This is a genomic window from Ruegeria sp. HKCCE4148, assembly GCF_017872495.1.
Classification (GTDB): Bacteria; Pseudomonadota; Alphaproteobacteria; order Rhodobacterales; family Rhodobacteraceae; genus Ruegeria.
The window spans coordinates 181,435-204,797 of the sequence record NZ_JAEDOS010000004.1 but is presented as its reverse complement, the minus strand read 5'-3'; the positions used below and the strand labels follow the sequence as shown (position 1 = coordinate 204,797).

19 protein-coding genes are annotated in these 23,363 nt (G+C 58.2%); 9 read left to right on the top strand and 10 right to left on the bottom strand.

Annotation, left to right across the window (positions count from 1 at the left end; genetic code table 11):
* Nucleotides 1-40: 40 nt before the first annotated feature.
* Nucleotides 41-1,048 carry an ABC transporter permease gene (locus I9187_RS14345; RefSeq protein WP_170375080.1) on the top strand — a complete coding sequence of 336 codons (1,008 nt, stop codon included), beginning with the start codon at nt 41-43 and terminating at the stop codon, nt 1,046-1,048.
* On the top strand, nt 1,041-2,021 hold the full coding sequence (locus I9187_RS14340; RefSeq protein ID WP_171175221.1) for an ABC transporter permease: 981 nt from the start codon (nt 1,041-1,043) through the stop codon (nt 2,019-2,021). Before I9187_RS14345 ends, I9187_RS14340 begins: the two co-directional genes overlap by 8 nt.
* Before the next feature lie 6 nt (nt 2,022-2,027).
* Here I9187_RS14340 and I9187_RS14335 read toward each other — a convergent pair whose 3' ends face one another.
* The 6 genes from I9187_RS14335 to I9187_RS14310 form a co-directional block, all read right to left on the bottom strand.
* A complete protein-coding gene (locus I9187_RS14335) occupies nt 2,028-3,125 on the bottom strand; it encodes an MFS transporter (RefSeq protein ID WP_209509435.1) in 1,098 nt (365 codons plus the stop codon).
* Nucleotides 3,126-3,233: 108 nt separating this feature from the next.
* Nucleotides 3,234-4,511 (bottom strand): DUF3422 domain-containing protein, encoded by a 1,278-nt coding sequence (locus I9187_RS14330; protein ID WP_171175225.1) that lies wholly within the window; start codon nt 4,509-4,511, stop codon nt 3,234-3,236.
* A gap of 107 nt (nt 4,512-4,618) precedes the next feature.
* On the bottom strand, nt 4,619-4,975 hold the full coding sequence (locus I9187_RS14325; protein ID WP_171175227.1) for a VOC family protein: 357 nt from the start codon (nt 4,973-4,975) through the stop codon (nt 4,619-4,621).
* 148 nt (nt 4,976-5,123) lie between these two features.
* Nucleotides 5,124-6,575: an NAD(P)(+) transhydrogenase (Re/Si-specific) subunit beta gene (locus I9187_RS14320; protein ID WP_171175229.1), complete on the bottom strand. Its 1,452-nt coding sequence runs from the start codon at nt 6,573-6,575 to the stop codon at nt 5,124-5,126.
* Between the two features lie 13 nt (nt 6,576-6,588).
* Nucleotides 6,589-8,160, bottom strand: a complete 1,572-nt coding sequence (locus I9187_RS14315) for a Re/Si-specific NAD(P)(+) transhydrogenase subunit alpha (RefSeq protein WP_171175231.1) — start codon at nt 8,158-8,160, stop codon at nt 6,589-6,591.
* Nucleotides 8,161-8,287: 127 nt separating this feature from the next.
* Complete coding sequence (locus tag I9187_RS14310; protein WP_171175233.1) at nt 8,288-8,737, bottom strand: isoprenylcysteine carboxylmethyltransferase family protein; 450 nt, start codon at nt 8,735-8,737, stop codon at nt 8,288-8,290.
* 174 nt (nt 8,738-8,911) lie between these two features.
* Here I9187_RS14310 and kynU point away from each other — a divergent pair, with 174 nt between their 5' ends.
* A complete protein-coding gene (gene kynU, locus I9187_RS14305) occupies nt 8,912-10,105 on the top strand; it encodes a kynureninase (RefSeq protein ID WP_171175235.1) in 1,194 nt (397 codons plus the stop codon).
* On the opposite strand, the gene I9187_RS14300 is transcribed toward kynU, so the two are convergent.
* Nucleotides 10,098-10,676 (bottom strand): TetR/AcrR family transcriptional regulator, encoded by a 579-nt coding sequence (locus tag I9187_RS14300; protein ID WP_171620645.1) that lies wholly within the window; start codon nt 10,674-10,676, stop codon nt 10,098-10,100. The genes kynU and I9187_RS14300 overlap by 8 nt on opposite strands.
* Nucleotides 10,677-10,775: 99 nt before the next feature.
* Between I9187_RS14300 and I9187_RS14295 the strand changes: the two genes are divergently transcribed.
* Together I9187_RS14295 and I9187_RS14290 are read left to right on the top strand one after the other, a co-directional pair.
* A complete protein-coding gene (locus tag I9187_RS14295) occupies nt 10,776-11,240 on the top strand; it encodes a (2Fe-2S)-binding protein (protein WP_171175239.1) in 465 nt (154 codons plus the stop codon).
* Nucleotides 11,241-11,243: 3 nt separating this feature from the next.
* Entirely contained in the window at nt 11,244-13,484 is a 2,241-nt protein-coding gene (locus I9187_RS14290; RefSeq protein WP_209509436.1) for a molybdopterin cofactor-binding domain-containing protein, read from the top strand.
* 45 nt (nt 13,485-13,529) lie between these two features.
* Here the strand turns inward: I9187_RS14290 and I9187_RS14285 are convergent, their stop codons facing one another.
* The 3 genes from I9187_RS14285 to I9187_RS14275 all read right to left on the bottom strand — a co-directional run bounded on the left by I9187_RS14285 (nt 13,530) and on the right by I9187_RS14275 (nt 17,163).
* The gene (locus I9187_RS14285) at nt 13,530-14,303 is read right to left on the bottom strand and encodes a gamma-glutamyl-gamma-aminobutyrate hydrolase family protein (RefSeq protein ID WP_209940226.1); all 774 of its coding nucleotides are present in this window, start codon (nt 14,301-14,303) and stop codon (nt 13,530-13,532) included.
* Nucleotides 14,304-14,522: 219 nt separating this feature from the next.
* Nucleotides 14,523-14,948 (bottom strand): heme-binding protein, encoded by a 426-nt coding sequence (locus tag I9187_RS14280; protein ID WP_171175245.1) that lies wholly within the window; start codon nt 14,946-14,948, stop codon nt 14,523-14,525.
* Between the two features lie 79 nt (nt 14,949-15,027).
* Nucleotides 15,028-17,163: a malate synthase G gene (locus I9187_RS14275; protein ID WP_171175247.1), complete on the bottom strand. Its 2,136-nt coding sequence runs from the start codon at nt 17,161-17,163 to the stop codon at nt 15,028-15,030.
* A gap of 209 nt (nt 17,164-17,372) precedes the next feature.
* Between I9187_RS14275 and pepN the strand changes: the two genes are divergently transcribed.
* From pepN to gatB, 4 genes are all read left to right on the top strand, one after another.
* The gene (gene pepN, locus I9187_RS14270) at nt 17,373-19,925 is read left to right on the top strand and encodes an aminopeptidase N (RefSeq protein ID WP_171727826.1); all 2,553 of its coding nucleotides are present in this window, start codon (nt 17,373-17,375) and stop codon (nt 19,923-19,925) included.
* A complete protein-coding gene (locus I9187_RS14265; RefSeq protein ID WP_171175252.1) occupies nt 19,922-20,350 on the top strand; it encodes a hypothetical protein in 429 nt (142 codons plus the stop codon). The genes pepN and I9187_RS14265 overlap by 4 nt, the downstream gene beginning before the upstream one ends.
* Nucleotides 20,351-20,479: 129 nt before the next feature.
* Nucleotides 20,480-21,739 carry a hypothetical protein gene (locus tag I9187_RS14260; RefSeq protein ID WP_171175254.1) on the top strand — a complete coding sequence of 420 codons (1,260 nt, stop codon included), beginning with the start codon at nt 20,480-20,482 and terminating at the stop codon, nt 21,737-21,739.
* 81 nt (nt 21,740-21,820) lie between these two features.
* The gene (gene gatB, locus I9187_RS14255; RefSeq protein ID WP_171175256.1) at nt 21,821-23,332 is read left to right on the top strand and encodes an Asp-tRNA(Asn)/Glu-tRNA(Gln) amidotransferase subunit GatB; all 1,512 of its coding nucleotides are present in this window, start codon (nt 21,821-21,823) and stop codon (nt 23,330-23,332) included.
* Nucleotides 23,333-23,363 lie beyond the last annotated feature (31 nt).

The following is a 23,363-nucleotide window of genomic DNA, read 5'->3' as shown; positions in this document are numbered from 1 at the left end:
CACCACCCCAACAAGAAGACGCATATAAAGGCGCCTCTTAATGCTCAATTTCACAATCAGACGACTGGTGCTGGCCGTACCCACGCTGCTGTTCATCAGCCTCGTCATTTTCCTGCTGCTCGAGCTTGCCCCCGGCGATCCGATGGCGCAGGTTCCGCTCACCGTTCCGCCTGAAGTCAAAGAAAAAATGCGCGAAGCGCTTGGCCTAGGCCAGCCGATGCATATCCGGTTCTGGAAATGGATCGTGCAATTCTTCTGGATCGAACCACAGGTTCTGATCGACCACATGTTTGGCACCACCTTTTCCGAAGGTGACCTGCGTGTGATTTCGTGGCAGACCCGCTCGCCGGTCATGGACATCGTCGTTCAGCGTATCCCCCAGACCCTGTGGGTTGTCGGCACCGCCTATGTGGTCGCCATCCTGATCGCTCTGCCCATCGGCATCTATTCGGCCTACCGCCAGTATTCGTGGTTCGATCAGATGGGCACATTCGTGTCGATGGTTGGTTTCTCGGTCCCGCCCTTCTTCTCGGGCGTTCTGGTGATCGTGATCTTCTCGGTCCAGCTGGGTTGGTTCCCGTCGATCTATGACACAACTCATGTGGTCAACAGCTGGGACAGCTTTGTCGTACAGCTGAAGCAGATGATCATGCCGGTCATGGTTCTGGCCTTGCAGATTACCGCACAGCTCAGCCGGTTCATGCGCGCCTCGATGCTGGACAACCTCAATCAGGATTACGTCCGCACCGCCCGCGCCAAGGGGCTTAGCGAATACACCGTGGTTATGGTCCACGTCCTGCGCAACTCGATGATCCCCGTGGTTACCGTGATTGCGCTGGGTATTCCGGCCATATTCGGCGGCGCCATCATCACCGAGCAGGTGTTCAAAGTGAACGGCATCGGCCAATTGCTGATCGGTGCCATTCAGGCCAACGACCTGCCGATGGTGCAAACCCTGACCTTCATCTTCGCCGTGCTGATCGTGCTGTTCAACCTGATCGCCGATGTTCTTTACGGCATTCTGGATCCGAGGATTCGCTATGACTGATACCGACAAATCAGACACGCTGATCCCGGATGAAGGACTGGCAGCCGCATCGACCGCCGTGCCGGGCGCAGGCGCTATGGAGGAACTGGCAACCCCTCCGCGCAGCCAATGGCGCGATGTGTGGGATCAGTTCAAGACCCACAAGGGCGCGATGGTTGGTGCGATCCTGTTCCTCTTCATCGTTGCAGGCGTCTATCTGGGACCGTACCTGTGGAGCATTGATCCAACGCAGATAGACATCCGTTCGCGCAATCAGGGACCAAGCTGGGCACATCCGTTTGGAACCGACCAGTTGGGCCGGGATATTCTGGCGCGGATGATGTCAGGCGGGCAGACCTCGGTCTCGGTGGGCATCACCGCGATGTTGCTGGCCCTTTTCCTGGGCTCCTTCATTGGTGTTCTCGCCGGGTTCTTCAGGCGGCTCGACGGCCCGCTGATGCGCCTGACCGATCTCTTCCTGGCCCTGCCCCTGCTGCCCTTGCTGCTGGTCATGATGCTGCTGTTCCGAGAGCCTTTATCGGCTGCCTTCGGACTGGAGCGCGGCATCTTCATCCTGATCGTCTGCGCCATCGGCATCACCTCGTGGATGCCCACGGCGAGGATCGTGCGGGGGGATGTACTGGCCATCAAGGAACGAGAATTCGTTCTGGCGGCGCGCTCTATCGGCACCAGCAACAGCCAAATCATCACGCGGCATATCCTGCCGAACGTGCTGTCACCGATCATGGTGTCTGCGACGCTTGGGATTGCCACGGCGATCATTACCGAAAGCGCGCTGTCCTTCCTTGGATTGGGCTTCCCGCCCGACTTTCCAACCTGGGGCCGCCTACTGTTCGACGGGGTAGACTATCTGCAGCAATACCCTGAGCGTGTGTTCTGGCCCGGACTGGCAATCTCGTTGACCGTGCTCAGCGTGAATTACCTGGGCGATGGCCTACGCGACGCGCTGGATCCGCGAATTCGCGGACGTTAAGCAAACTCAGTCGGCGCGCCTGAGCGCGCCGGCCAAAACTATGATCAGGGCCGCCAGCGGCAGCAACACTGAAAACGCCAAACGCAAGCCAAACAGTTCGGCCAAAAACCCGATCAATGGCGGTCCGATCAACAGCCCCCCATATCCCAAAGTGGCAACACTGGCGATGGCCTGCCCCGGCGGCACTTCCGGGTCACTTGCAGCCCGGCTGAACGCCAGCGGCATAATCACGGCATAGCCTACACCCATCAGTGCAAAACCGGCCAATACGGGCAGAGGTGTCACTGCTGATACCACGGCAAACACGCCAACTGCAGCGCACAACCCGCCAAATCGCGCCGTGGCAACCGGGCCGAAGCGAGTAATGACAACTGCGCCCGCTAGGCGAAAGGCCACCATTGTCACTGAGAAAACGGCGTAACCCAAGGCCGCAACGCTTTCGGTCGCATCTGTGATGTCGCGCAAATAGATCGCGCTCCAATCCGCGACAGCGCCTTCCCCCAGGGCCCCGCACAATGCGGTAAACCCAACCAAAACCAATATACCGGACGGCAGAGCAAACACGGATCCCTGGCCGCGCTCTGAACGTTTTGAAGTCCAATGCACCCAGGAAGAGGCGAGCGCAAAGGCCACGACGAGTCCTCCCGCCAGCAGGAAGTGCGCAAGAACACTCAGCCCCATCTGAACAGCAACATATCCGCTCAGCGCGCCAAGGCCCGCGCCCAGACTCCACATCGCATGGAAAGAGGACATTACAGGTTTGTCAAAGGTCTGTTCAACCTCAGCCGCCCAAGCGTTCATTGCCACGTCCATAGAGCCGTGGAAGGCACCAAAGATGAACAGGAAGACCGCCAACCCCCAAAATCCACCGGCCATGGCTAGCAGGATTAGCGACAGAGTATAAAGCACCGCAATGACACGGGTAATGGCAACAGCCCCGAACCGATCCGTGAGCCGCCCGGTGATGGGGAAAGAACAAACAGCACCAGCCGCCATGAACAGCAGCCCATAACCCAGTTCCTCATGCGACAGACCCAACCTGTCGCGCACAGCAGGGATGCGCGAGGCCCATATTCCGAACAGTGCCCCATTCAGGATAAACATGGCGGCAACCGCTCGCCATGCTGCAATTATGGTAATCACCGAAAACCCTCGCGTCGCTCGCCAAACGTCCCCTGTTCTACAGGTCCGGCCGAATTTGGCAATTGACGCTCAACCAAGCCGCTTGCGGATCCGTCGAATTGCGAACCAGACTCCGGCCACCACCGGGACCGTTACCGCCGCCGTCAGCATACCCTTGCTGATCCCCGACGCCGTTAGCGGATACAAAAGATAGCTTACCAAAGAAACCGCGTAGTAGCTGATTGCAACAACGGACAGGCCTTCGACAGTGTGTTGCAGCCGTAACGCCAGATCCGCCCGACGGTCCATGCTTTCCAACAACGCTTGGTTCTGCGCACTGCGTTCCACATCCACCCTGGTCCGCAACAACTCGCCAGCTCGGATGGCCCTGTCGGACAATGCCTGAAGGCGGCGTTCGGTGGACTTAACTGTCCGGATCGCAGGATCATAGCGCCGCATCATAAAATCGGCAAAGTTCTGACCGCCCTGGAACCGCTCTTCTCGCAACACTTCGATCCGCTGATTGACAATAGCTTCGTAAGCACCCGTGGCTCCGAACCTGAACGAACACCGGGCGGACAGTGTTTCGAGTTCAATCGACGTCGACAAAAGATCCTGCAGCAGCGCGTCAGGCTGAGCCGAGTTATCGGTCATCTGTCCCAGCAATTGTGTCAACTGTCCATCCAACTCTCCGATACGCGGCATCAACTGCTTGACACGCGCGAAGCCCAACATGGACATCGCCTTGTAGGTCTCAATTTCGCAGAGGCGTTGGACAATTCGTCCCGTACGGCGCCGACCGGTACCTTCAGCCACAAACAAAGCAAAACGCATGTGACCTGCCGGATCGATGCGAAAATCGCTGGCGCAAACAGCGGCATCGTCCAACACCCTGGCCACGGCCAGGCTTTCAGGCTCGAACCAATCCAGCAATTTGGACTTAATCACATCGTCACTTTCGCGCTCTACGACACGAACCATCGCAGATGTGACCCTTTGGCCCGGACTGGCCATCAGCCAATCGGGTGGAAAGACTTCGAAATCGGCCGGATTGAACGCACGGTCGCTCACGTTCTGAGCGATTGCCGTGTAGGTGACAAACTCTGTGTGTTGCTCCCATTTCAGCCAATGTCGACCGATCTGTCCGGCGTAATGCGTGGCATCAGGCTGAGGGTGCTGCGCGCCATGGCGATCCAGAAGATTGATCAAATGGGCCAAATCCTCGCGCCGATCACGGGCGACGGCAGCCTCCGGTTTTTTGATCGCCAGAAAGGCCACCGTACACGGCATCGAAGCGACAGGAAACGGTCGCGCATGCAATTCATTCGCCAACGCATATCGAAGGGGATGGTCGTCTATCGGTGTCATTCAGGGCTCCGCCTCGTCACGCGCACTATACGATACATATGACTTTCTTCAATTCTCTTTTTGTTTCATATACTTACAGGGATACAAAGGTATACAAGCCGGCTATCTCATTGATTTGGTTGCCACAGCTCGATCGAGTTGCCCTCGGGATCGTGGATGCGTGCGAATTTCCCAACCTCGCTGTCCCAATCCGGATGCGTTTCAACGGCGATTCCAGCCGCCTCCAGTTGCCGAGTCATGGCCGCCAGATCATCGACACGGAAGTTGATCATCCATTGCTGATCTTCCCGCCCGAAATACTCGGTGTCCTGCGCAAACGGAGCAAAGACAGTATAGCCTTCGCGTTGTTTCCAAGGCACGGGATTGTAATGATCGACGCCCAGGTGTTCCGCGTACCACGCACTCAAAGCTTCTGGATCGCGTGCCCGAAAGAACACGCCCCCTATGCCATTCACCTTCTGCATCACAAACCTCCTGACCAAGCCATTTTATCACAATCCGCTGCTTCATCTGGCTAAAAATACCTTGGAGGTCAGGAGGCAAAGCCTCCTGCAATACAAAAAAGAAAAGGGCGCCCAAAGGCGCCCTTTGCAATTGGATTAAGCCTTTTGATCAGTCGATCATGGGCAGCAGCTTGTCGAGCGACTGTTTTGCGTCACCGTAGAACATGCGGGTGTTTTCTTTGAAGAACAGCGGGTTTTCGATGCCCGAATACCCGGTGCCCTGACCACGTTTCGACACAAACACCTGCTTGGCCTTCCAGCATTCCAGAACCGGCATGCCAGCAATGGGGCTGTTTGGATCTTCTTGTGCGGCCGGGTTCACGATGTCGTTCGAACCGATGACGATGGCCACATCCGTTTCAGGGAAATCGTCGTTGATCTCGTCCATCTCAAGCACGATGTCATATGGCACCTTAGCCTCGGCCAGTAGAACGTTCATGTGACCCGGCAGACGACCCGCAACAGGGTGGATCGCAAAGCGCACATTCTTGCCCTTGGCACGCAGCTTGCGAACAAGCTCGCTGACTGACTGCTGCGCCTGCGCCACGGCCATACCGTAACCCGGGATGATGATAACGCTGTCCGCATCGTTCAAAGCCGCAGCCACACCATCAGCCTCGATAGCCACCTGCTCGCCTTCGACCTCCATCTGCGGGCCCGAGCTGCCGCCAAAGCCGCCCAAGATCACGCTGACGAAATGCCGGTTCATCGCCTTACACATGATGTAAGACAGGATCGCACCGGACGAGCCCACCAGCGCACCGACGACGATCAGAAGGTCGTTGCCCAGGCTGAAGCCGATCGCGGCAGCCGCCCAGCCCGAATAGCTGTTCAGCATTGACACAACCACCGGCATGTCGGCCCCGCCGATGCCCATGATCAGGTGATAGCCGATGAACAGCGCCGCCAGGGTCATCAAAAACAGCGGGAGGAAGCCACCGGTGCTGGTATACCAGAACAGGCAGATCAGCGAGAGACCCGCAGCCGCTGCGTTCAATGCATGACCGCCGGGCAGTTTGGTCGCCGCCGACGTTACCTTACCTGCCAGTTTGCCATAGGCCACAACCGAGCCGGTAAAGGTGATCGCACCGATGAAGATACCCAGGAACAGTTCCACGTGCAGGATTGCAAGTTCCGCCGGGGTTTTCTTGGCAATCAGCTTGGCGAATGCCCCCAGATCGGACAGGTCCGCATCTTTGGCGCTGTCAACGATGGCCATGACCTGCGCCACGTTGCCGATTTCAAAATGCGCATTGAAGCCCACAAAGACCGCTGCCAGACCAACCAGCGAGTGCATTGCTGCCACCAGTTGGGGCATTTCGGTCATCTGGACGCGTTGCGCCACGTATTGACCGATCAGACCGCCGCCAATGATCAGAAGGATCGACAGCAGCCACAGGCCGGAACCAGGGCCAACCAGAGTGGCAAAGACCGCCAGCGCCATACCGACGATGCCGTACCAGACCGCGCGCTTAGCGCTTTCTTGGTTCGACAGACCACCCAGCGACAGGATGAACAGAACAGCCGCAACAACGTAAGCGGCAGTAGTGAAGCCAATCATCTACCCGGCCTCCTTAAGATTTCTGGAACATGGCGAGCATGCGCCGGGTTACGAGGAAGCCGCCGAAGATGTTGATCCCGGCCATGAAGACAGACAGCGCCGCCAGCAGGATGACCAGGAACGACCCCGACCCGATCTGCATCAAGGCTCCGACGATGATAATCGACGAGATTGCGTTTGTGATCGCCATCAGCGGAGTGTGCAAGCTGTGTGCTACGCCCCAGATTACCTGGAAACCTACAAATACGGCCAACACGAACACGATAAAGTGCTGCATGAAGCTGGCCGGGGCCACCAGCCCCACCAGCAGCATCAGTGCGCCGCCAACACCCAGCAGGGTGAACTGCTGTTTGGTCTGTGCCTTGAAGGCCGCGATCTCTTGCGCTTTTTTCTCTTCCGGGGTCAGTTCTTTGACTTCCGGCTTCTTCTGCGCCGCAATCGCCTGCACCTTGGGCGGCGGCGGCGGGAACGTGATCTCACCCTCATGGGTCACGGTCGCGCCGCGGATCACGTCATCTTCCATGTCGTGATTGATCTGACCGTCCTTCTCAGGCGTCAGGTCGGTCATCATGTGGCGGATGTTGGTGGCGTACAGAGACGAAGACTGCGCCGCCATCCGGCTGGGGAAGTCGGTATAGCCGATGATGGTCACGCCATTGTCGGTCACGACCTTCTCGTCCGGCACGGTGCCTTCGACGTTGCCGCCACGCTCGGCTGCTAGGTCAACGATGACCGAACCCGGCTTCATCGCTTTGACCATATCCTCCAGCCACAGCTTCGGCGCCGGGCGGTTCGGGATCAAGGCGGTGGTGATGACGATGTCCATTTCCGGCGCAAGCTCACGGAACTTGGCAAGCTGCGCGTTGCGGAATTCCTCTGATTGAACTGAGGCATAACCACCGGTCGCCGCACCGTCCTGCTGTTCTTCCTCGAAGTCCAGATAGACGAATTCAGCCCCCATGGATTCGACCTGTTCGGCCACTTCCGGGCGCACGTCGAACGCATAGGTGATCGCGCCAAGTGAGGTCGAGGTCCCGATGGCCGCCAGACCCGCCACGCCCGCGCCCACGATCAAAACCTTGGCAGGCGGCACTTTACCGGCAGCCGTTACCTGACCGGTGAAGAAACGTCCAAAGTTGTTGCCTGCCTCGATCACCGCGCGGTAGCCCGCGATATTGGCCATCGAAGACAGCGCATCCATCTTCTGCGCGCGCGAGATACGCGGAACCATCTCCATCGCGATGACGTTGGCACCTTTGGATTTGGCCAGCTCCATCCCCTCTTCGTTCCCGGCTGGGTTGAAGAATGAAATCAGCGTCTTGCCTTTGGTCAGACGCTTCATCTCGGTCTCGGTTGGGATGCGAACCTTTGCGACGATGTCCGAGTTCTTCCACAAAGACGCGGCGGTTTTGACGACCTCGACACCGACCGCCTCATAAGCCGCATCCGAGAACCCGGCAGCGGCACCCGCGCCTTTCTCGATGGCGCAGTCATAGCCCAGTTTCTGCAACTGCACAGCGGAGTCCGGCGTCATCGCGACCCGGTTCTCGCCATCCAATATTTCCTTCGGTGTGCCTATTTTCACTGGCAATCCCCCTATTTCTAAGGCCGAGCAGGTCCTCGGGTATGATTCGTTAAGAAAAGATGTATCTTGCGCAACTTTATTTCGCAAGCGCAGCATCCGTTACGTAGTGTCATGGAGGTGCCCACTCCTAAACCCAGCGACGCGTTTTGCGTTCATATCGGGCGAAATCCGCGCGGAAGGTGCGGCGCAACCGGTCCTCTTCTGGCACAATGAACCGACGCTCCAGTACCCAGACAAAGATGGGCACCAGCACCAGCGAGAAGATTGCATCAAACCGAAGGATCAGACCGGTTAGGATCAGAACGTCACCCAGATAGATCGGATTGCGGCTGCGCCTGTAAATGCCCGACTGTACCATGGCACTGGGCGTTTCATGTGGAATCACAGTGGTCTGATGCCGGCGAAACTCAAAAACCGCAAGAACCGCAAGAAGAACGCCGCCGCCGATCAAGACACCGCTGATTAGGTCGGTCAGCCCACCGTCCAACGACAGGCCAAGCCCCATGTATCGGCCCTGTAGCCAAGCCAGCAGGACAAAGCCCGCAAGCCACACAGGGGGAACATCGATCCAGCGCATAGTCTGTCCTTCGTGGGTGACGCCACGTAAGGATACGTGTCGTTTCTGGGCGCTGTCCTACCGTTTTCAGGTCAGAATAGCAAAACCCACGATGTCGCATCAGTGGACAGGCTGCTGCGGATCAGATACGCCGGTGGGTAAACAGCGACAGATAAACACAAAAAACGAGCTTTCATGACCGATTTCGCAGCAACCAAAGCCATGTTCGACCTGCCCGAGGGTGTGATCTATCTGGATGGCAACTCTCTGGGCCCCCTGCCTAAATCAGCGACCTCGCGTGTGCAGGATATGCTGACAGATGAATGGGGTCAGATGTTGATCACCGGGTGGAACAAGGCGGGCTGGATGGGGCTGCCCACTGGGCTGGGCGATCGCATCGGCCGCTTGATCGGTGCCGAACAAGGCAGCGTCGTCACAGGCGACACCCTGTCGATCAAGGTGTATCAGGCTGTGGCTGCCGCGCTTGAACTCAATCCGTCCCGAAAGGTTGTGCTGTCAGATAACGGCAACTTCCCGTCAGACCTGTACATGGCGGATGGCCTGCTACGCTCGCTGGGCGAAGACTATGAGCTGCGCATTGTAGACCCAGAGGATGTGGCAGAAGCAATCACAGAAGAGGTCGCGGTTTTGATGCTGACCGAAGTCGATTACCGCTCGGGCCGGATGCATGACATGAAAGCGCTGACCGAACTTGCACATGCAAACGGCGTGATAACGGTCTGGGATCTTGCGCATTCCGCCGGTGCAATTCCCGTTGATCTGGAAGGTTGCAATGCCGACTTTGCTGTAGGCTGCACATATAAATACCTCAACGGCGGCCCTGGCGCACCGGCCTTTATCTATGTCGCACCTCGACTGGCTGAAACGGTGCGTCCGGCCCTGTCTGGTTGGCTGGGGCACGAAGCCCCCTTTGCGTTTGATCTGGATTATCGCCCCGGCAGCGGGATCGAACGGATGCGCGTGGGCACGCCACCCGTGATCCAAATGACGGCTTTAGCCGCGGCCATGGACATCTGGGACATGGCCGAAATGGCAGATGTCCGAGCAAAGTCCATTGAATTGACTGAGCTCTTCATAACCCGCGTCGAAGCCGCCTGCCCCGAACTGCAACTGGCCAGCCCAAGAACGCCAGAGGTGCGTGGCAGCCAGGTCTCATTCCGCTTCACAGAAGGCTACGCTGCGATGCAGGCCCTGATCGCACGGGGTGTAATTGGCGATTTCCGTGCGCCAGATATCATGCGCTTTGGTTTTACGCCGCTTTACATCGACGAGGCCGACGTAATCCGAGCAACCGAGATTATGGCCGATGTGATGCAGAACAAGTTGTGGGACGCGCCGGAATACAAGATCCGCCAGCGCGTTACCTGACCTCAAGCCCAGCACCGAAAAGGGCGGCAACCTGCGCCACCTGCTGTTCATAGACTTCGGCCCCGGCGCCGATCAGCTTTAGCCCCTTGAGCGTGGTGGTGATCGTCCGACCGGTCTCTGCCGCGTCCGTCTGAAGGCGAACCCGTCCCTCCTGCTCCTGTTGCGTCAGCCAAACCGCATAAAGCCCTGCCAGTTTAGCCTCACCCGCAGCGATGATTTCAGAAGACAGGGATTTGGTGTTGTCCAGCATCTCGAGCCCGTGTGGAGAGGCCAGGATTTTAGCCATCCCGTCCGTCTGCGCCTGCACCGCACGCGTCAAAACCTCGGGCACCGACCCTTGCGTCGCCAGTGCTTCGGCGACCGCAACGCTTTTTTCGGCGTAGTACAATTCGGTCAGCTTGCTGACGATCGCCTCTTTGTTCTTGTAGTGCAGATAGACCGCTGGCCGCGACATCCCCGCCCCACGCGCAATATCGTCCATCGAAGTCTTTCGATACCCGTAGGTGGAAAAGGCTTGAAACGCCGAGTTCAGGATCGCCTTTTGCCGTGAATCGTCATTCGTGTCTTTCATAACCGAAGCACTGACATTTTTTGTTTAAATTGTCAATTGACAGCATGACACTTTTCGCTAAATATGTCAGAAACCAGCCACAGCAAGAAGAGGTGCGCCATGGCGACGGCCCTTAAGATCAATGGAAAGCAACATCAGGTAGACCTGCCTGATGACGTCCCCCTGCTCTGGGTTCTGCGGGATGAGGTCGGATTGACCGGCACTAAATTCGGCTGCGGCGTTGCCGCCTGCGGAGCATGCACCGTTCATATCGACGGCGAGGCCGTGCGGTCCTGTCAGGTCGCGTTGTCGGATGTTTGGGGTGACGTGACCACAATTGAAGGCATCGGAGCACCAGACACCCTAGCCGCCATCCAGCAAGCTTGGGTCGATCATCAGGTTGCGCAATGCGGATATTGCCAGTCTGGACAGATCATGCAGGCCACTGCCTTGCTGGCAGAAAACCCGGCACCTACCGATGCAGACATCGATGAAGCAATGCAGGGCAACCTTTGCCGCTGTGGCACCTACCCCCGCATCCGGGCCGCAATCCACGACGCAGCGTCCAAGCTGAAGGAGGCATAAGCTATGGGTAAAGTTGTCAAAATCCTCCGTCGCACGTTCCTGATCGGTTCGGCTGCAATTGTTGGCGGTGTGGCCTTTGGCGCATATTACGTCACCCGCCCAGCCGCCAACCCGCTAAAACCCGGTGAAGGTCAGGCCGCGCTGAACCCGTTCGTATTGATCGATCAAAATGGCGTCACCCTGTTCGCCCCCCGCGCGGAAATGGGTCAGGGCGTGAAAACCACTTGGACCGCGCTGATTGCCGAGGAACTGGACGTCGACCTGGATCAGATCACCGTTCTGCATGGCCCGGCGGCAGCGGCCTATTACAACTCGGCCCTGGTGGGCGAAGGACTGCCCAACAAGGGTTATGACATCTCGAATTTCCAGCACAATTTGGGTGAAGCACTGGGCGTTTTGGGCAAGACGCTGAGCCTGCAGGTCACTGGTGGTTCGACCTCGATGAAAGACGGGTTCGAGCGGATGCGGCAAGCTGGTGCTTCGGCGCGCGAAACGCTGAAACGCGCAGCCGCAGATCGGTTAGGCGTTGATCCTTTAGAGCTGCAAACAGCCTCGGGCCACGTTATTGCGCCCAACGGCGACAAGATTGCCTATTCCGAGCTTGCCGAGGATGCAGCTGGATTGGAACCGGTCGAAGTGCCTTTGCGCGATCCGTCCGAGTGGCGCTATCTGGGCCGGACCCAACCGCGTCTGGACATGGTTGGCAAGGTGACCGGCACGGCCGAGTTCGGCGTTGATGTCCGCCTGCCGGGCATGAAATTCGCGGCCGTACGCATGAACCCCAAATTGGGCGGCGCGATGAATGGCTTTGATGACGGTGCCGCCCAATCCATGCCAGGGGTCGAGAAGATTGTCGATCTGGGTACAGGTGTGGCCGTGATCGCCAACAACACCTGGTTGGCAAACCAAGCGGTTGAGGCCATCGACGTTGACTGGGGCGACGCGCCCTATCCACCGGAAACCGACGGTATCTTTGCCAAGATAGCCGAGGCGTTTGACGACGCGCCGAATTCGACCATGCGCGACGACGGCGATGTCAGCGTGACGCCCGAGGGCGCGACGGAAATCACCGCTGAATACCAAGTGCCCTATCTGGCCCACGCCACGATGGAGCCGATGAATGCCACCGCACTGTATACCGGAAACGCTTTGGAGCTGTGGTGTGGCAATCAGGCCCCGACCCTGATTCAGTTCCGTGTCGCGAACACCGCCAATCTGGACACGGACGCGGTGCAGATTCACACCACCTATCTGGGGGGCGGATTTGGCCGCCGGGGCGAGTTGGATTTTGGCGAGATCGCCACCAAGGTTGCCATGGCCATGCCCGGCACGCCGGTTCAGACGACCTGGAGCCGCGAAGAAGACATGCGCCATGATTATTACCGCCCCGGCGCAATCGCTCGGATGCGTGGTGCAGTGCACGACGGCAAAGCCGTTATGATCGACGGCAAGGCTTCTTCGCAATCCCCGACCCAGCAGGCAGTCGAGCGCTACACCGGCTTCCCCGGTGGCGGCCCCGACAAGGTGCTGGTCGAAGGATTCTTCAACCAGCCCTATGCAGTGCCAAACTATCGCATGAGTGGTCATATCGCGGATCTGGCCGTCCCGGTGGGTTTTTGGCGCTCGGTCGGTAACAGCCACAATGGCTTTTTCCATGAGACATTCATGGATGAAATGGCCCATGCCGCAGGGCGCGACCCGCTGGAGTTTCGACTTGAGTTGATGAAGTCCGAACACGCCCCCTCTGCCGGGTGTCTTGAAGCGGTGAAAGAGATGTCGGGCTGGACCGGCAAAACGCCTGATGGCGTAGGCCGCGGCGTCGCCTTTACCTACAGCTTTGGCACACCCGTAGCACAAGTGATCGAGGTCGTCGACGAGGACGGCACCATCCGCATCAACAAGGCTTGGATCGCCTGCGACATGGGGCTTGCGCTGGATCCTGACAACGTCAAGGCGCAGATGTTCGGCGGCATGATCTATGGCCTGTCCGCCGCGTGCTATGGCGAAATCACCTTTGCAGATGGCGAAGCGGAACAGTTCAATTTCCCTGACTATGACGCCATTCGCATGCACACGGCCCCGCAGGTCGAGGTGCGCGTTCTCGAAACCAACCGCCACATGGGTGGCGCAGGAGAGCCCGGCACGCCCCCCTCGATGCCCGCGCTCGGAAATGCCCTGTTTGATCTGACCGGAGAACGCGCCCGCAGCCTGCCGCTGATCAATCAGTTCAACCTGCTGGTTTGATCAGAAAACGTCGGCTCGCCGCCCCCTCGGCGCGCCGGCGTAAAACTACGCGGTTTTCTGGAACACCTGCGCACCCTTGGACCAGGCTTGCACTGCTGCACCAAAAGCCTCGAACAGAGGGCGCGACACCGGGTCGTTTATGGCATCCCATTCGGGGTGCCACTGAACGGACAGCGTAAAGCCAGGCGCGTCCTGGATATAGATCGCCTCGGGCGTGCCGTCGGGCGCGTGACCGTCAATGACGACGCGTTCGCCAATGGTCTTGATGCCCTGCCCGTGTAGCGTGTTGGTCATGACCTCGACCGCACCAAACAGGTCATGGAACACGCCGCCCTCATCCAGTGTCACAACATGCCGCAGCGCAAATTTCTCTTCCAGCGTACCGTCGGGCGGCATTCGATGGTTCATGCGCCCCGGCAAATCCCGGATCTCGGGATAAAGCGTTCCACCCATCGCCACATTGACCTCTTGAAACCCGCGGCAGATGCCCAGAAACGGTTGTCCACGTTCCACACAGGCGCGAACCAGCGGCAGAGTGATGGCGTCGCGTGCCCGGTCGAACTCTCCATGCGCTTCGGTTTCAGGTTCGCCGTATTCTTCCGGATGCACATTAGGGCGACCGCCGGTCAGCAGAAAGCCGTCGCAGACCTCCAGCAACTCATCGACCGTCACATAGCGCGGATCCGCCGGGATCAGCAGCGGCAGACATCCTGACACATTGGCAACCGCGTCCGAGTTCATCGTCCCGCCGGCATGGGTCGGGTATTGGTCATTCATGAGGTACGAGTTGCCGATGATACCGACGACAGGACGAGACATTCCGCTTTCCTTGTTTTTTCAGCGCTTAACAGGGAAGCTAGCGGCAGCCTCTCAGACGTGCAAGAATACACGCCCTGCATGACAGCGCAGGGACGTGTTCAGGGGTGCACAATACAATCCCTCAAAAGATACTTTAGACAGAATTATTTCCCAATAATTTCCCTCAATCGGGAAATTATTCAAAAGTTTTGGCATTGGCAGGACAAACCAAGCGGAGACTTAAATCTCACCGACCAAACCGGCTGCCTCAATTCCGGCCATTGCGGCAATCGCATCATTGTCCGAAGTGTCACCTGTTACTCCGACAGCGCCGATCACAGCGCCTTTCCGGTCGCGCAGCAGAACACCACCTGGAACCGGCACGACCTGCCCGCCATAGACGCCATTCACTGCGGCCATGAAATAGGCCTGCGCCTCGGCGCGCTGCATCTGCGCAGTCCCGGCCATGCCCAACATGACCGAGCCATAGGCCTTGCCATGCGCAATCGCGAAACGACCCGGGGCGGCACCGTCTTCACGTTCGAAGGCGATGACATGACCACCCGCATCGAGAACCACGGCAGACAGAGGTTTCAACTCCATCTCGCGCCCCTTCTCAAGAGCCTTACGAATGATGGTGCGCGCTTTGCGCAAAGAAATAGCCATCTCTGATCCCTTTCATTTGGATAAAATCTTCTTTGGAAAACAAGGCGTAGATACTACCCCTTGCCCCGACCCAAACCGTTTACGCCTGGCTTGCCTTCAACTCCAGACGACGGGCGTGCAGAACCGGCTCAGTATAGCCCGAAGGCTGCACCCGCCCCTTGAACACCAGATCGCAGGCTGCCTGAAAGGCGATGCCGTCAAAGCTTGGTGCCATAGGCGTATAGCTGGGGTCGCTGTCGTTCTGACGATCCACAACAGCGGCCATTTTCTGCATCGCGGCCATTACCTGTGCTTCGTCCACGATGCCATGGTGCAGCCAATTGGCCAGCGCCTGAGACGAAATCCGGCAGGTTGCGCGGTCTTCCATGAGGCCGATGTCGTTGATGTCCGGCACCTTGGAGCAGCCCACGCCCTGATCGACCCAGCGCACCACATAGCCGAGAATGCCCTGAGCGTTGTTTTCGACCTCACGAGTGATTTCATCGTCGCCTAAATTCCGACCATCCAGCAGTGGAATGGTCAGCAGGTCATCCAGCGTACCGCGCGCACCTCCGGCAGCCAGTTCATCCTGGCGCGCAAGCACATCAACCTTGTGATAATGCGTCGCGTGCAGCGTCGCGGCGGTTGGCGACGGCACCCAGGCGCAGGTTGCGCCAGACATCGGGTGCCCGATCTTGGCGTCCAGCATGTCGCCCATGCGATCCGGCATTGCCCACATGCCCTTGCCAATCTGTGCCTTGCCTTTCAAGCCGCAGGCCAGACCGATGTCGACATTGCGGTCCTCGTAAGACGCAATCCAAGGCGTGTTCTTGATATCGCCTTTGGGCAGCATCGGACCGGCTTCCATCGAGGTATGAATCTCATCCCCGGTCCGGTCCAAAAACCCGGTGTTGATAAAAGCCACACGTGATTTAGCCGCCCGAATGCACTCCATCAGGTTGACTGATGTGCGCCGTTCCTCATCCATAATACCCAGTTTTACGGTATTGCGGGGCAAGCCAAGAATGTCTTCGACCATGTCGAAAATCTCGACCGAGAACGCAACTTCCTTGGGCCCGTGCATCTTGGGCTTTACGACGTAGACCGAACCTTCGACCGAGTTACCGCCTTCGCGCTTCAGATCGTGCATGGCGATCAAAGTGGTGCACAGTGCATCCATCAGCCCTTCACCGATCTCGCGCCCCTCTGCGTCCAGCACAGCCGGGTTGGTCATCAGGTGGCCTACATTGCGCACCAGCATCAGCGACCGTCCTTTCAGCGTAGCCTGACCGCCTGACGGTGTAGTGAAGCTCAGGTCGTCAGCCAGCTTGCGGGTGAACGTGGTGCCGCCTTTTGTCACCTCTTCGGTCAGGTCGCCTTTCATCAGACCCAGCCAATTGCCATAGGCCACCACCTTGTCGGCGGCATCGACACAGGCGACCGAGTCCTCGCAATCCATGATCGTCGACAACGCTGATTCAAGCCGGACGTCTGCGATTCCGGCGGGGTCGGTTGCACCAATGGTGCTTGAAGGGTCAACCATGATCTGAATGTGCAGACCATTGTTTATCAGCAGTACGAATTCCGGCGTGTCCGCCGCACCACCGAATCCGGCAAATTGCGTGGGGTTGGCCAGGGCCGGCACAATCCCTTTGTCCTTTACAGTCAGGCTGGACACATCCGCCCAAGACCCAGATGCCAACGGCACAACATCGTCCAGAAAGGCTTTGGCCCACGCGATCACACGCGCGCCACGCGCGGCGTCATAGCTACCTCCTGTCGGCAAATCACCCATAGCGTCGGTTCCATAAAGCGCGTCGTACAGACTGCCCCAACGGGCATTGGCAGCATTCAAGGCAAAACGGGCATTTGTGATCGGCACCACAAGCTGCGGTCCTGGGGTCAGGGCGATCTCGGGGTCGACATTTTCCGTTTCGATCTGGAAGCGATCCTTTTCTGGAACCAGATAACCGATCTCTTTCAGGAAAGCCTGATATTCGGCCGGGTCGATTTCCTGCCCCCTGCGGGCCATATGCCAGCCATCGACACGGCTTTGAATCTCGGACCGTTTCGCCAGAAGGTCGCGGTTCTTCGGCCCAAGCTCATTCACCATCCGTGCCAGACCTGCCCAGAACTGCTGAGGAGACACATCCGTACCTGGAAGCGCCTGCGTCTCTATAAACTCTGCCAATATCGGATCGATCTGCAGCCCGCTCAGAGTCTGTCTGCCAGTCATGTTACCGCTCTCCCACAATTGTGTGCCACTGTATGCTTTGATGCATTTAGGCGGAAAGTTTCCGATAGGCAACTTTTGACGCGCGGTTTGCAATGTTTGGTTTTCCCGGAGGCTGCTTCAAAATCACCAAGCGAATGAAGCGGGCCAGTTGCAGCCCCTGACCGAAGCCCCTAACGTCGCGCCAAACCCGTACGGATACGAGGCCCCAGATGCGCGACGCTGCACCCACAACAATTTACCTGAAAGACTACACGCCGTTTGGCTATCTGGTGGACAGCGTGCACCTGACTTTTGACCTTGCAGACCACGCCACCCGCGTCACATCCCGCATCGCTTTCCGCCCAAACCCCGATGCCACGGAGCGGACCTTCTTTCTGCACGGGGAAGACCTCGCGCTGATCAGCGCCTCGATCAACGGCGCTGAAGTCACGCCGGATGTGACAGACAAGGGCCTGACAGTCGACGTACCGGATGAACCCTTCATCTGGGAGGCCGAAGTCGAGATCGATCCCGGCAATAACACCGCGCTGGAAGGGCTTTACATGTCGAACGGCATGTACTGCACGCAATGCGAGGCAGAGGGGTTTCGCAAAATCACCTATTACCCCGACCGCCCGGACGTGATGTCCACCTTTACCGTGCGTATCAACGGCGACCTTCCGGTATTGTTGTCCAACGGCAACCCGTCGGGCAAGGGTGAAGGCTGGGCCGAATGGACCGACCCATGGCCCAAACCGGCCTATCTGTTTGCACTGGTCGCAGGAGACCTGATCGCCCACCCCGGCCAATTCACCACCAAGTCGGGCCGCGACGTGGAATTGAACCTGTGGGTTCGTCCCGGCGATGAAGGCAAATGCGCGTTTGGCATGGAAGCCTTGAAAAAATCGATGAAATGGGACGAAGACGTCTATGGCCGCGAATACGATCTAGACGTATTCAACATTGTCGCCGTGGACGATTTCAACATGGGCGCGATGGAAAACAAGGGTCTGAACATCTTTAACTCGTCGGCTGTTCTGGCCAGCCCCGAAACCTCGACCGATGCGAACTTCGAACGCATCGAAGCAATCATCGCGCATGAATATTTCCACAACTGGACCGGAAACCGCATCACCTGCCGCGACTGGTTTCAGCTGTGTCTGAAAGAAGGGCTGACAGTATTCCGCGATGCGCAGTTCACATCCGACATGCGCTCGGCGCCGGTGAAACGCATTCACGACGCCATAGACCTGCGCGCGCGCCAGTTCCCCGAAGACAACGGCCCCCTATCACACCCGGTTCGCCCCGAGAGCTTTCAGGAGATCAACAACTTCTACACCGCGACCGTCTATGAGAAAGGTGCCGAAGTAATCGGAATGCTGAAACGCTTGGTCGGGGATGACGCCTATGCCAAAGCGCTGGATCTGTATTTTGAGCGCCATGACGGCCAAGCCTGCACCATCGAGGACTGGATCAAGGTCTTTGAAGACACCACCGGCCGCGATCTGACTCAATTCCAGCGCTGGTACAGCCAATCGGGCACGCCACGCGTCACCGTTTCAGAAAACTGGGCGGACGGCATTTATACCCTGACGTTGAATCAGCGCACCGAGCCGACGCCGGGACAGAATGAAAAGCAGCCTCAGGTAATCCCGGTTGCCGTGGGCCTGTTGGGGGCCAACGGGGATGAGGTCCGCCAAACCGAAGTGTTGGAACTGACTGAAGCTGAGCAAAGCTTTCAATTCACCGGGCTCGCCGCAAAACCCACACCGTCGATCCTGCGTGATTTCTCAGCGCCGGTTATTCTTGAGCATGATGTCAGCAACGCCGAGCGCGCTTTTCTGCTGGCTCACGATACAGATCCGTTTAACCGCTGGCAGGCTGGGCGGTCTTTGGCGCAAGATACTTTGCTGCGAATGATCCTGGATGATGCCGCACCAGATGCCGATTACCTTGATGGGTTGCTGGCTGTGCTGCGCGACGTGGATTTGGATCCAGCGTACCGGGCCTTGATGCTGGGGCTACCGACGCAATCGGAACTGGCGGCAAGCCTTTTTGAACGCGGCCATACCCCCGATCCGATGATGATCTGGACGGCAATTGAGACGCTGCGGCAGGCAACAGCCCAGCATGTACAGGATCTGTTGCCCCGGCTACACAGCGAAGCCTTGGTGGATGGCCCCTATGCGCCGGACGCTGCGCAATCCGGCAAGCGCGCCCTTGGCAGCGCCGCGCTGGCGCTGACCACCCGACTGGATGGCGGAGCAATGGCGGCTGAGGCGTATGGCAATGCAGATAACATGACCCTGCAACTGACCGCCTTGTCCTGCCTGCTGCGCGCACGCAAAGGTGAGGCCGAATTGGCCGCGTTCTACAGACAGTGGCAGCATGACCGTCTTGTCATGGACAAGTGGTTTGGTTTGCAGGTGGCAATGGCCGGGCCCGAGGCAACACCCGGTGTGGCACAATCTCTGACGCAGCACGCTGACTTCAACTGGAAGAACCCCAATCGCTTCCGCGCAGTAGTGGGCGCACTGGCCATGAACCACGCCGGGTTCCATCAGCCTGACGGGGCAGGCTATGCCCTGCTGGCCGATTGGCTGATCCGACTGGATCCGGTGAACCCACAAACCACTGCACGGATGTGTTCTGCATTTCAAACGTGGAAACGGTATGACGCAGATCGACAGGAACTAATGCGCGCGCAGCTTTCTCGCGTTGCCGAAACCCCAAACCTGTCGCGTGACACCAGCGAAATGGTGTCGCGCATCCTTGGCGCATGACTGACTACTCTTTTGCCCGACAGAACCGGAGCACACGCACCTTGGTCATCCTGGCCAGCGTTTATGCAGGTTTGATGACTCTGGTCCTGTTGTTTGACGCAGCGTGGTGGATCGTGTGGCTGCTGGCACTGGCCACCCTGCCCGCAGTTTGGGATGTGGTTCAGAACACGCGCGCAGGCGTTCAGATCGACCAGACCGCCATTCGCTGGTTCACTGGCAAGCGCCAGGGTGAAATCATGCTGAACGACATTGATTTCTTTCGTTTTGACACCCGCTGGGACTTTTCCGTGCGCGTCTCGATCGTCTTGGAATCGGGCAAGCGAATCCGTTTACCGGACGAGTCGCTCCCGCCGCACCGAGAACTGGAACCCGTTCTGACACAGGCTGGTTTTCGCGTAGAGCGCCATCATTTCACTGTTTTCTGAAACACTGGCCCCTTGATCGCCGGATTGGACACTAAAGTCGAAAACTGTTAAGCATTTGACTTGATCTGAGCCCAATATCTCGCCAGATTTATAAGCAGTTCAGTGTTTTTACAGTTTTCGAGTTTTGCCATGTTTCGGTCGTTTAGGGCGTTGTTTGCCCAGAAATCAGCCTCATCTGCCCCAACCGCACCAGATTTGTGCGCAACGCAGTCTGCTTTGGCTGCTGCATTGCCGGATCAAGGGCAACTCAACATTCCTGTTGCGCGAACAGGTGATGAAAACCTGATCGGACATTCCACAATCGAGCACGGCCGTCACCTTGCCAGACAAGATCGTTGGGAAGATCTTTCCAAGGAGATGCGCGCGGCGGATCAGGATCGTGCTGCGGTGTCGGACGGAATGCCGATTGCCGACCTTCTGGCATTTGGGGCCAGATCGGATGTGGTGCTGGCTGCGGAACATGCGCTGACGGATGGAAAGGCCATTTCGGACTATGACCTGTTGGGAGGTATATCTGAGCTTGAAGGCGAAATGGCAGACTTTCCCAATGATCCGATGATCGCTACTGTCGTGGCCCTTGCCCATATCGATCTGGCCTGGGCGTGGCGCGGAACCGCCTCGGACGCGGCACTGCCGCCGTTGCACCGATCGCGCTGTGCGGCGCATTTCGACCGGGCCGCGTCGATCTTGCCCAAATGCCGGGCTGATGCCCCGGACAGCCCGCTGATTGCTGCGGCAAGCTGCGCGCTTTTGGCCGGTCAGCGCAGATCCAATGCGCGTGTGTCAGACGAATACGAGCGTCTGATCACGCTGGATCCGCGCAACCAACGGCACATGCGTGCCATGGGCAGCCATCTGTTGCCCCGTTGGTTCGGAAGCTACGATGAATTGGAATTGCAAGCGATGCGCACTGCGGCTCGGACCCAGGGCGTATGGGGTGCTGGCGGCTACACTTGGGTCCAATTCGACGCCATTGCATTGGATGAAGAAGCCTGTGCGCGTGTCGATACCGAGTATTTCCTGGACGGTTTGCGCGACATCGTGCGGCTGCGGCCCGACCAGCAAATGATCAATATGCTGTCGGCCTATTGTGCAATCACCATCCAGAACGGACGTGGAGTGAACGAACAAGCCGACCAGTTCCGCGCACAGATGCGCGAGACCGCCAACTGGTTGATCCGCGACCACTTGACCGAGTTGCATCCCATGATCTGGGCCCACGCGACCGCAGGGTTCAACAACTCTGTCCGCATCAACTCGCCCGAGCGGTTTGCCGCGCGGGGTCAGCGGGATGCATTGCGGGCAATCTCGGATCTGTTCCGGGACGAATTGCGTAGCGGTATGGATGTGACCTTCACACCAACGGGCCTACAGTTTTCCCAGAACTGAACGCGTCAGGATTCCCCCTTGCCCCTAGGCCCTGCCGGGCCTAATACGCAGGCTTAGACTTCTGCGGAAATGAGGCGCGCCATGCTCGATCTGACATACGAAATGCCCAAACCCAAGACCATTGCCGGGGCCAAGCACGACTGGGAACTGGTGATCGGGATGGAGGTGCACGCTCAGGTCTCGTCCAATGCCAAGCTGTTTTCTGGTGCGTCGACCCAATTCGGGGCCGAACCGAACTCGAACGTGGCCTTCGTCGACGCGGCGATGCCGGGAATGCTGCCTGTGATCAACGAATATTGCGTTGAACAGGCTGTGCGCACCGGGCTGGGCCTGAAGGCGGACATCAACTTGAAATCGGCGTTCGACCGCAAGAACTATTTCTACCCCGACCTACCGCAGGGCTATCAGATTTCGCAGCTGTACCACCCCATCGTGGGCGAAGGCGAAGTGCTGGTTGAGATGGGTGACGGCACCGCGCGCATGGTTCGCATCGAACGCATCCACATGGAGCAGGACGCGGGCAAATCAATCCACGACATGGACCCGCATATGTCCTTTGTTGACCTGAACCGGACCGGCGTTTGCCTGATGGAGATTGTCAGCCGCCCCGATATTCGCGGGCCGGAAGAGGCCGCCGCCTATATCGCCAAACTGCGCCAGATCATGCGTTACTTGGGCACCTGCGATGGCAACATGCAGAACGGCAACCTGCGCGCCGACGTGAACGTATCGATCTGTTTGCCGGGTGCCTATGAGAAGTATCAGGAAACGCAGGATTTCTCGCATCTTGGCACGCGGTGTGAGATCAAGAACATGAACTCGATGCGCTTTATCCAGCAAGCGATCGAGGTCGAAGCCCGCCGCCAGATCGCCATCGTCGAAGGGGGCGGTGAGGTCGAACAGGAAACCCGCCTGTATGACCCGGACAAGGGCGAGACCCGCTCGATGCGGTCCAAGGAAGAGGCGCACGATTATCGTTACTTCCCCGACCCTGATCTGCTGCCGCTGGAAATCGAACAAGCGTGGGTCGACGACATCGCCGCGAAGCTGCCCGAACTGCCCGACGAGAAGAAGGCACGTTTTATCAGCGAATTCGGCCTGACCGACTATGACGCATCGGTTCTGACCGCCGAAGTGGAATCGGCTGCGTATTTCGAAGAGGTCGCCAAGGGCCGTAACGGGAAACTGGCTGCGAACTGGGTCATCAACGAACTGTTCGGCCGGTTGAAAAAAGAAGACCACGACATCACCGACTCGCCGGTTTCTCCGGCGCAGTTGGGTGGGATCATCGATCTGATTTCGTCGGATGCCATTTCGGGCAAGATCGCCAAGGACCTTTTCGAGATCGTCTATACCGAAGGCGGTGATCCGGCGCAGATCGTCGAAGACCGCGGCATGAAGCAGGTGACCGATACCGGCGCCATCGAAGCTGCTCTGGATGAAATCATTGCCGCCAACCCGGCGCAGGTTGAAAAGGCCAAAGTGAACCCGAAGCTGGCGGGCTGGTTTGTCGGTCAGGTCATGAAGGCGACCGGAGGCAAGGCGAACCCGAAGGCCGTGAACGAACTGGTCAGCAAAAAGCTTGGGTCGTAACCCGTTTTATGTGTACAGGTCTGCCAGCGGC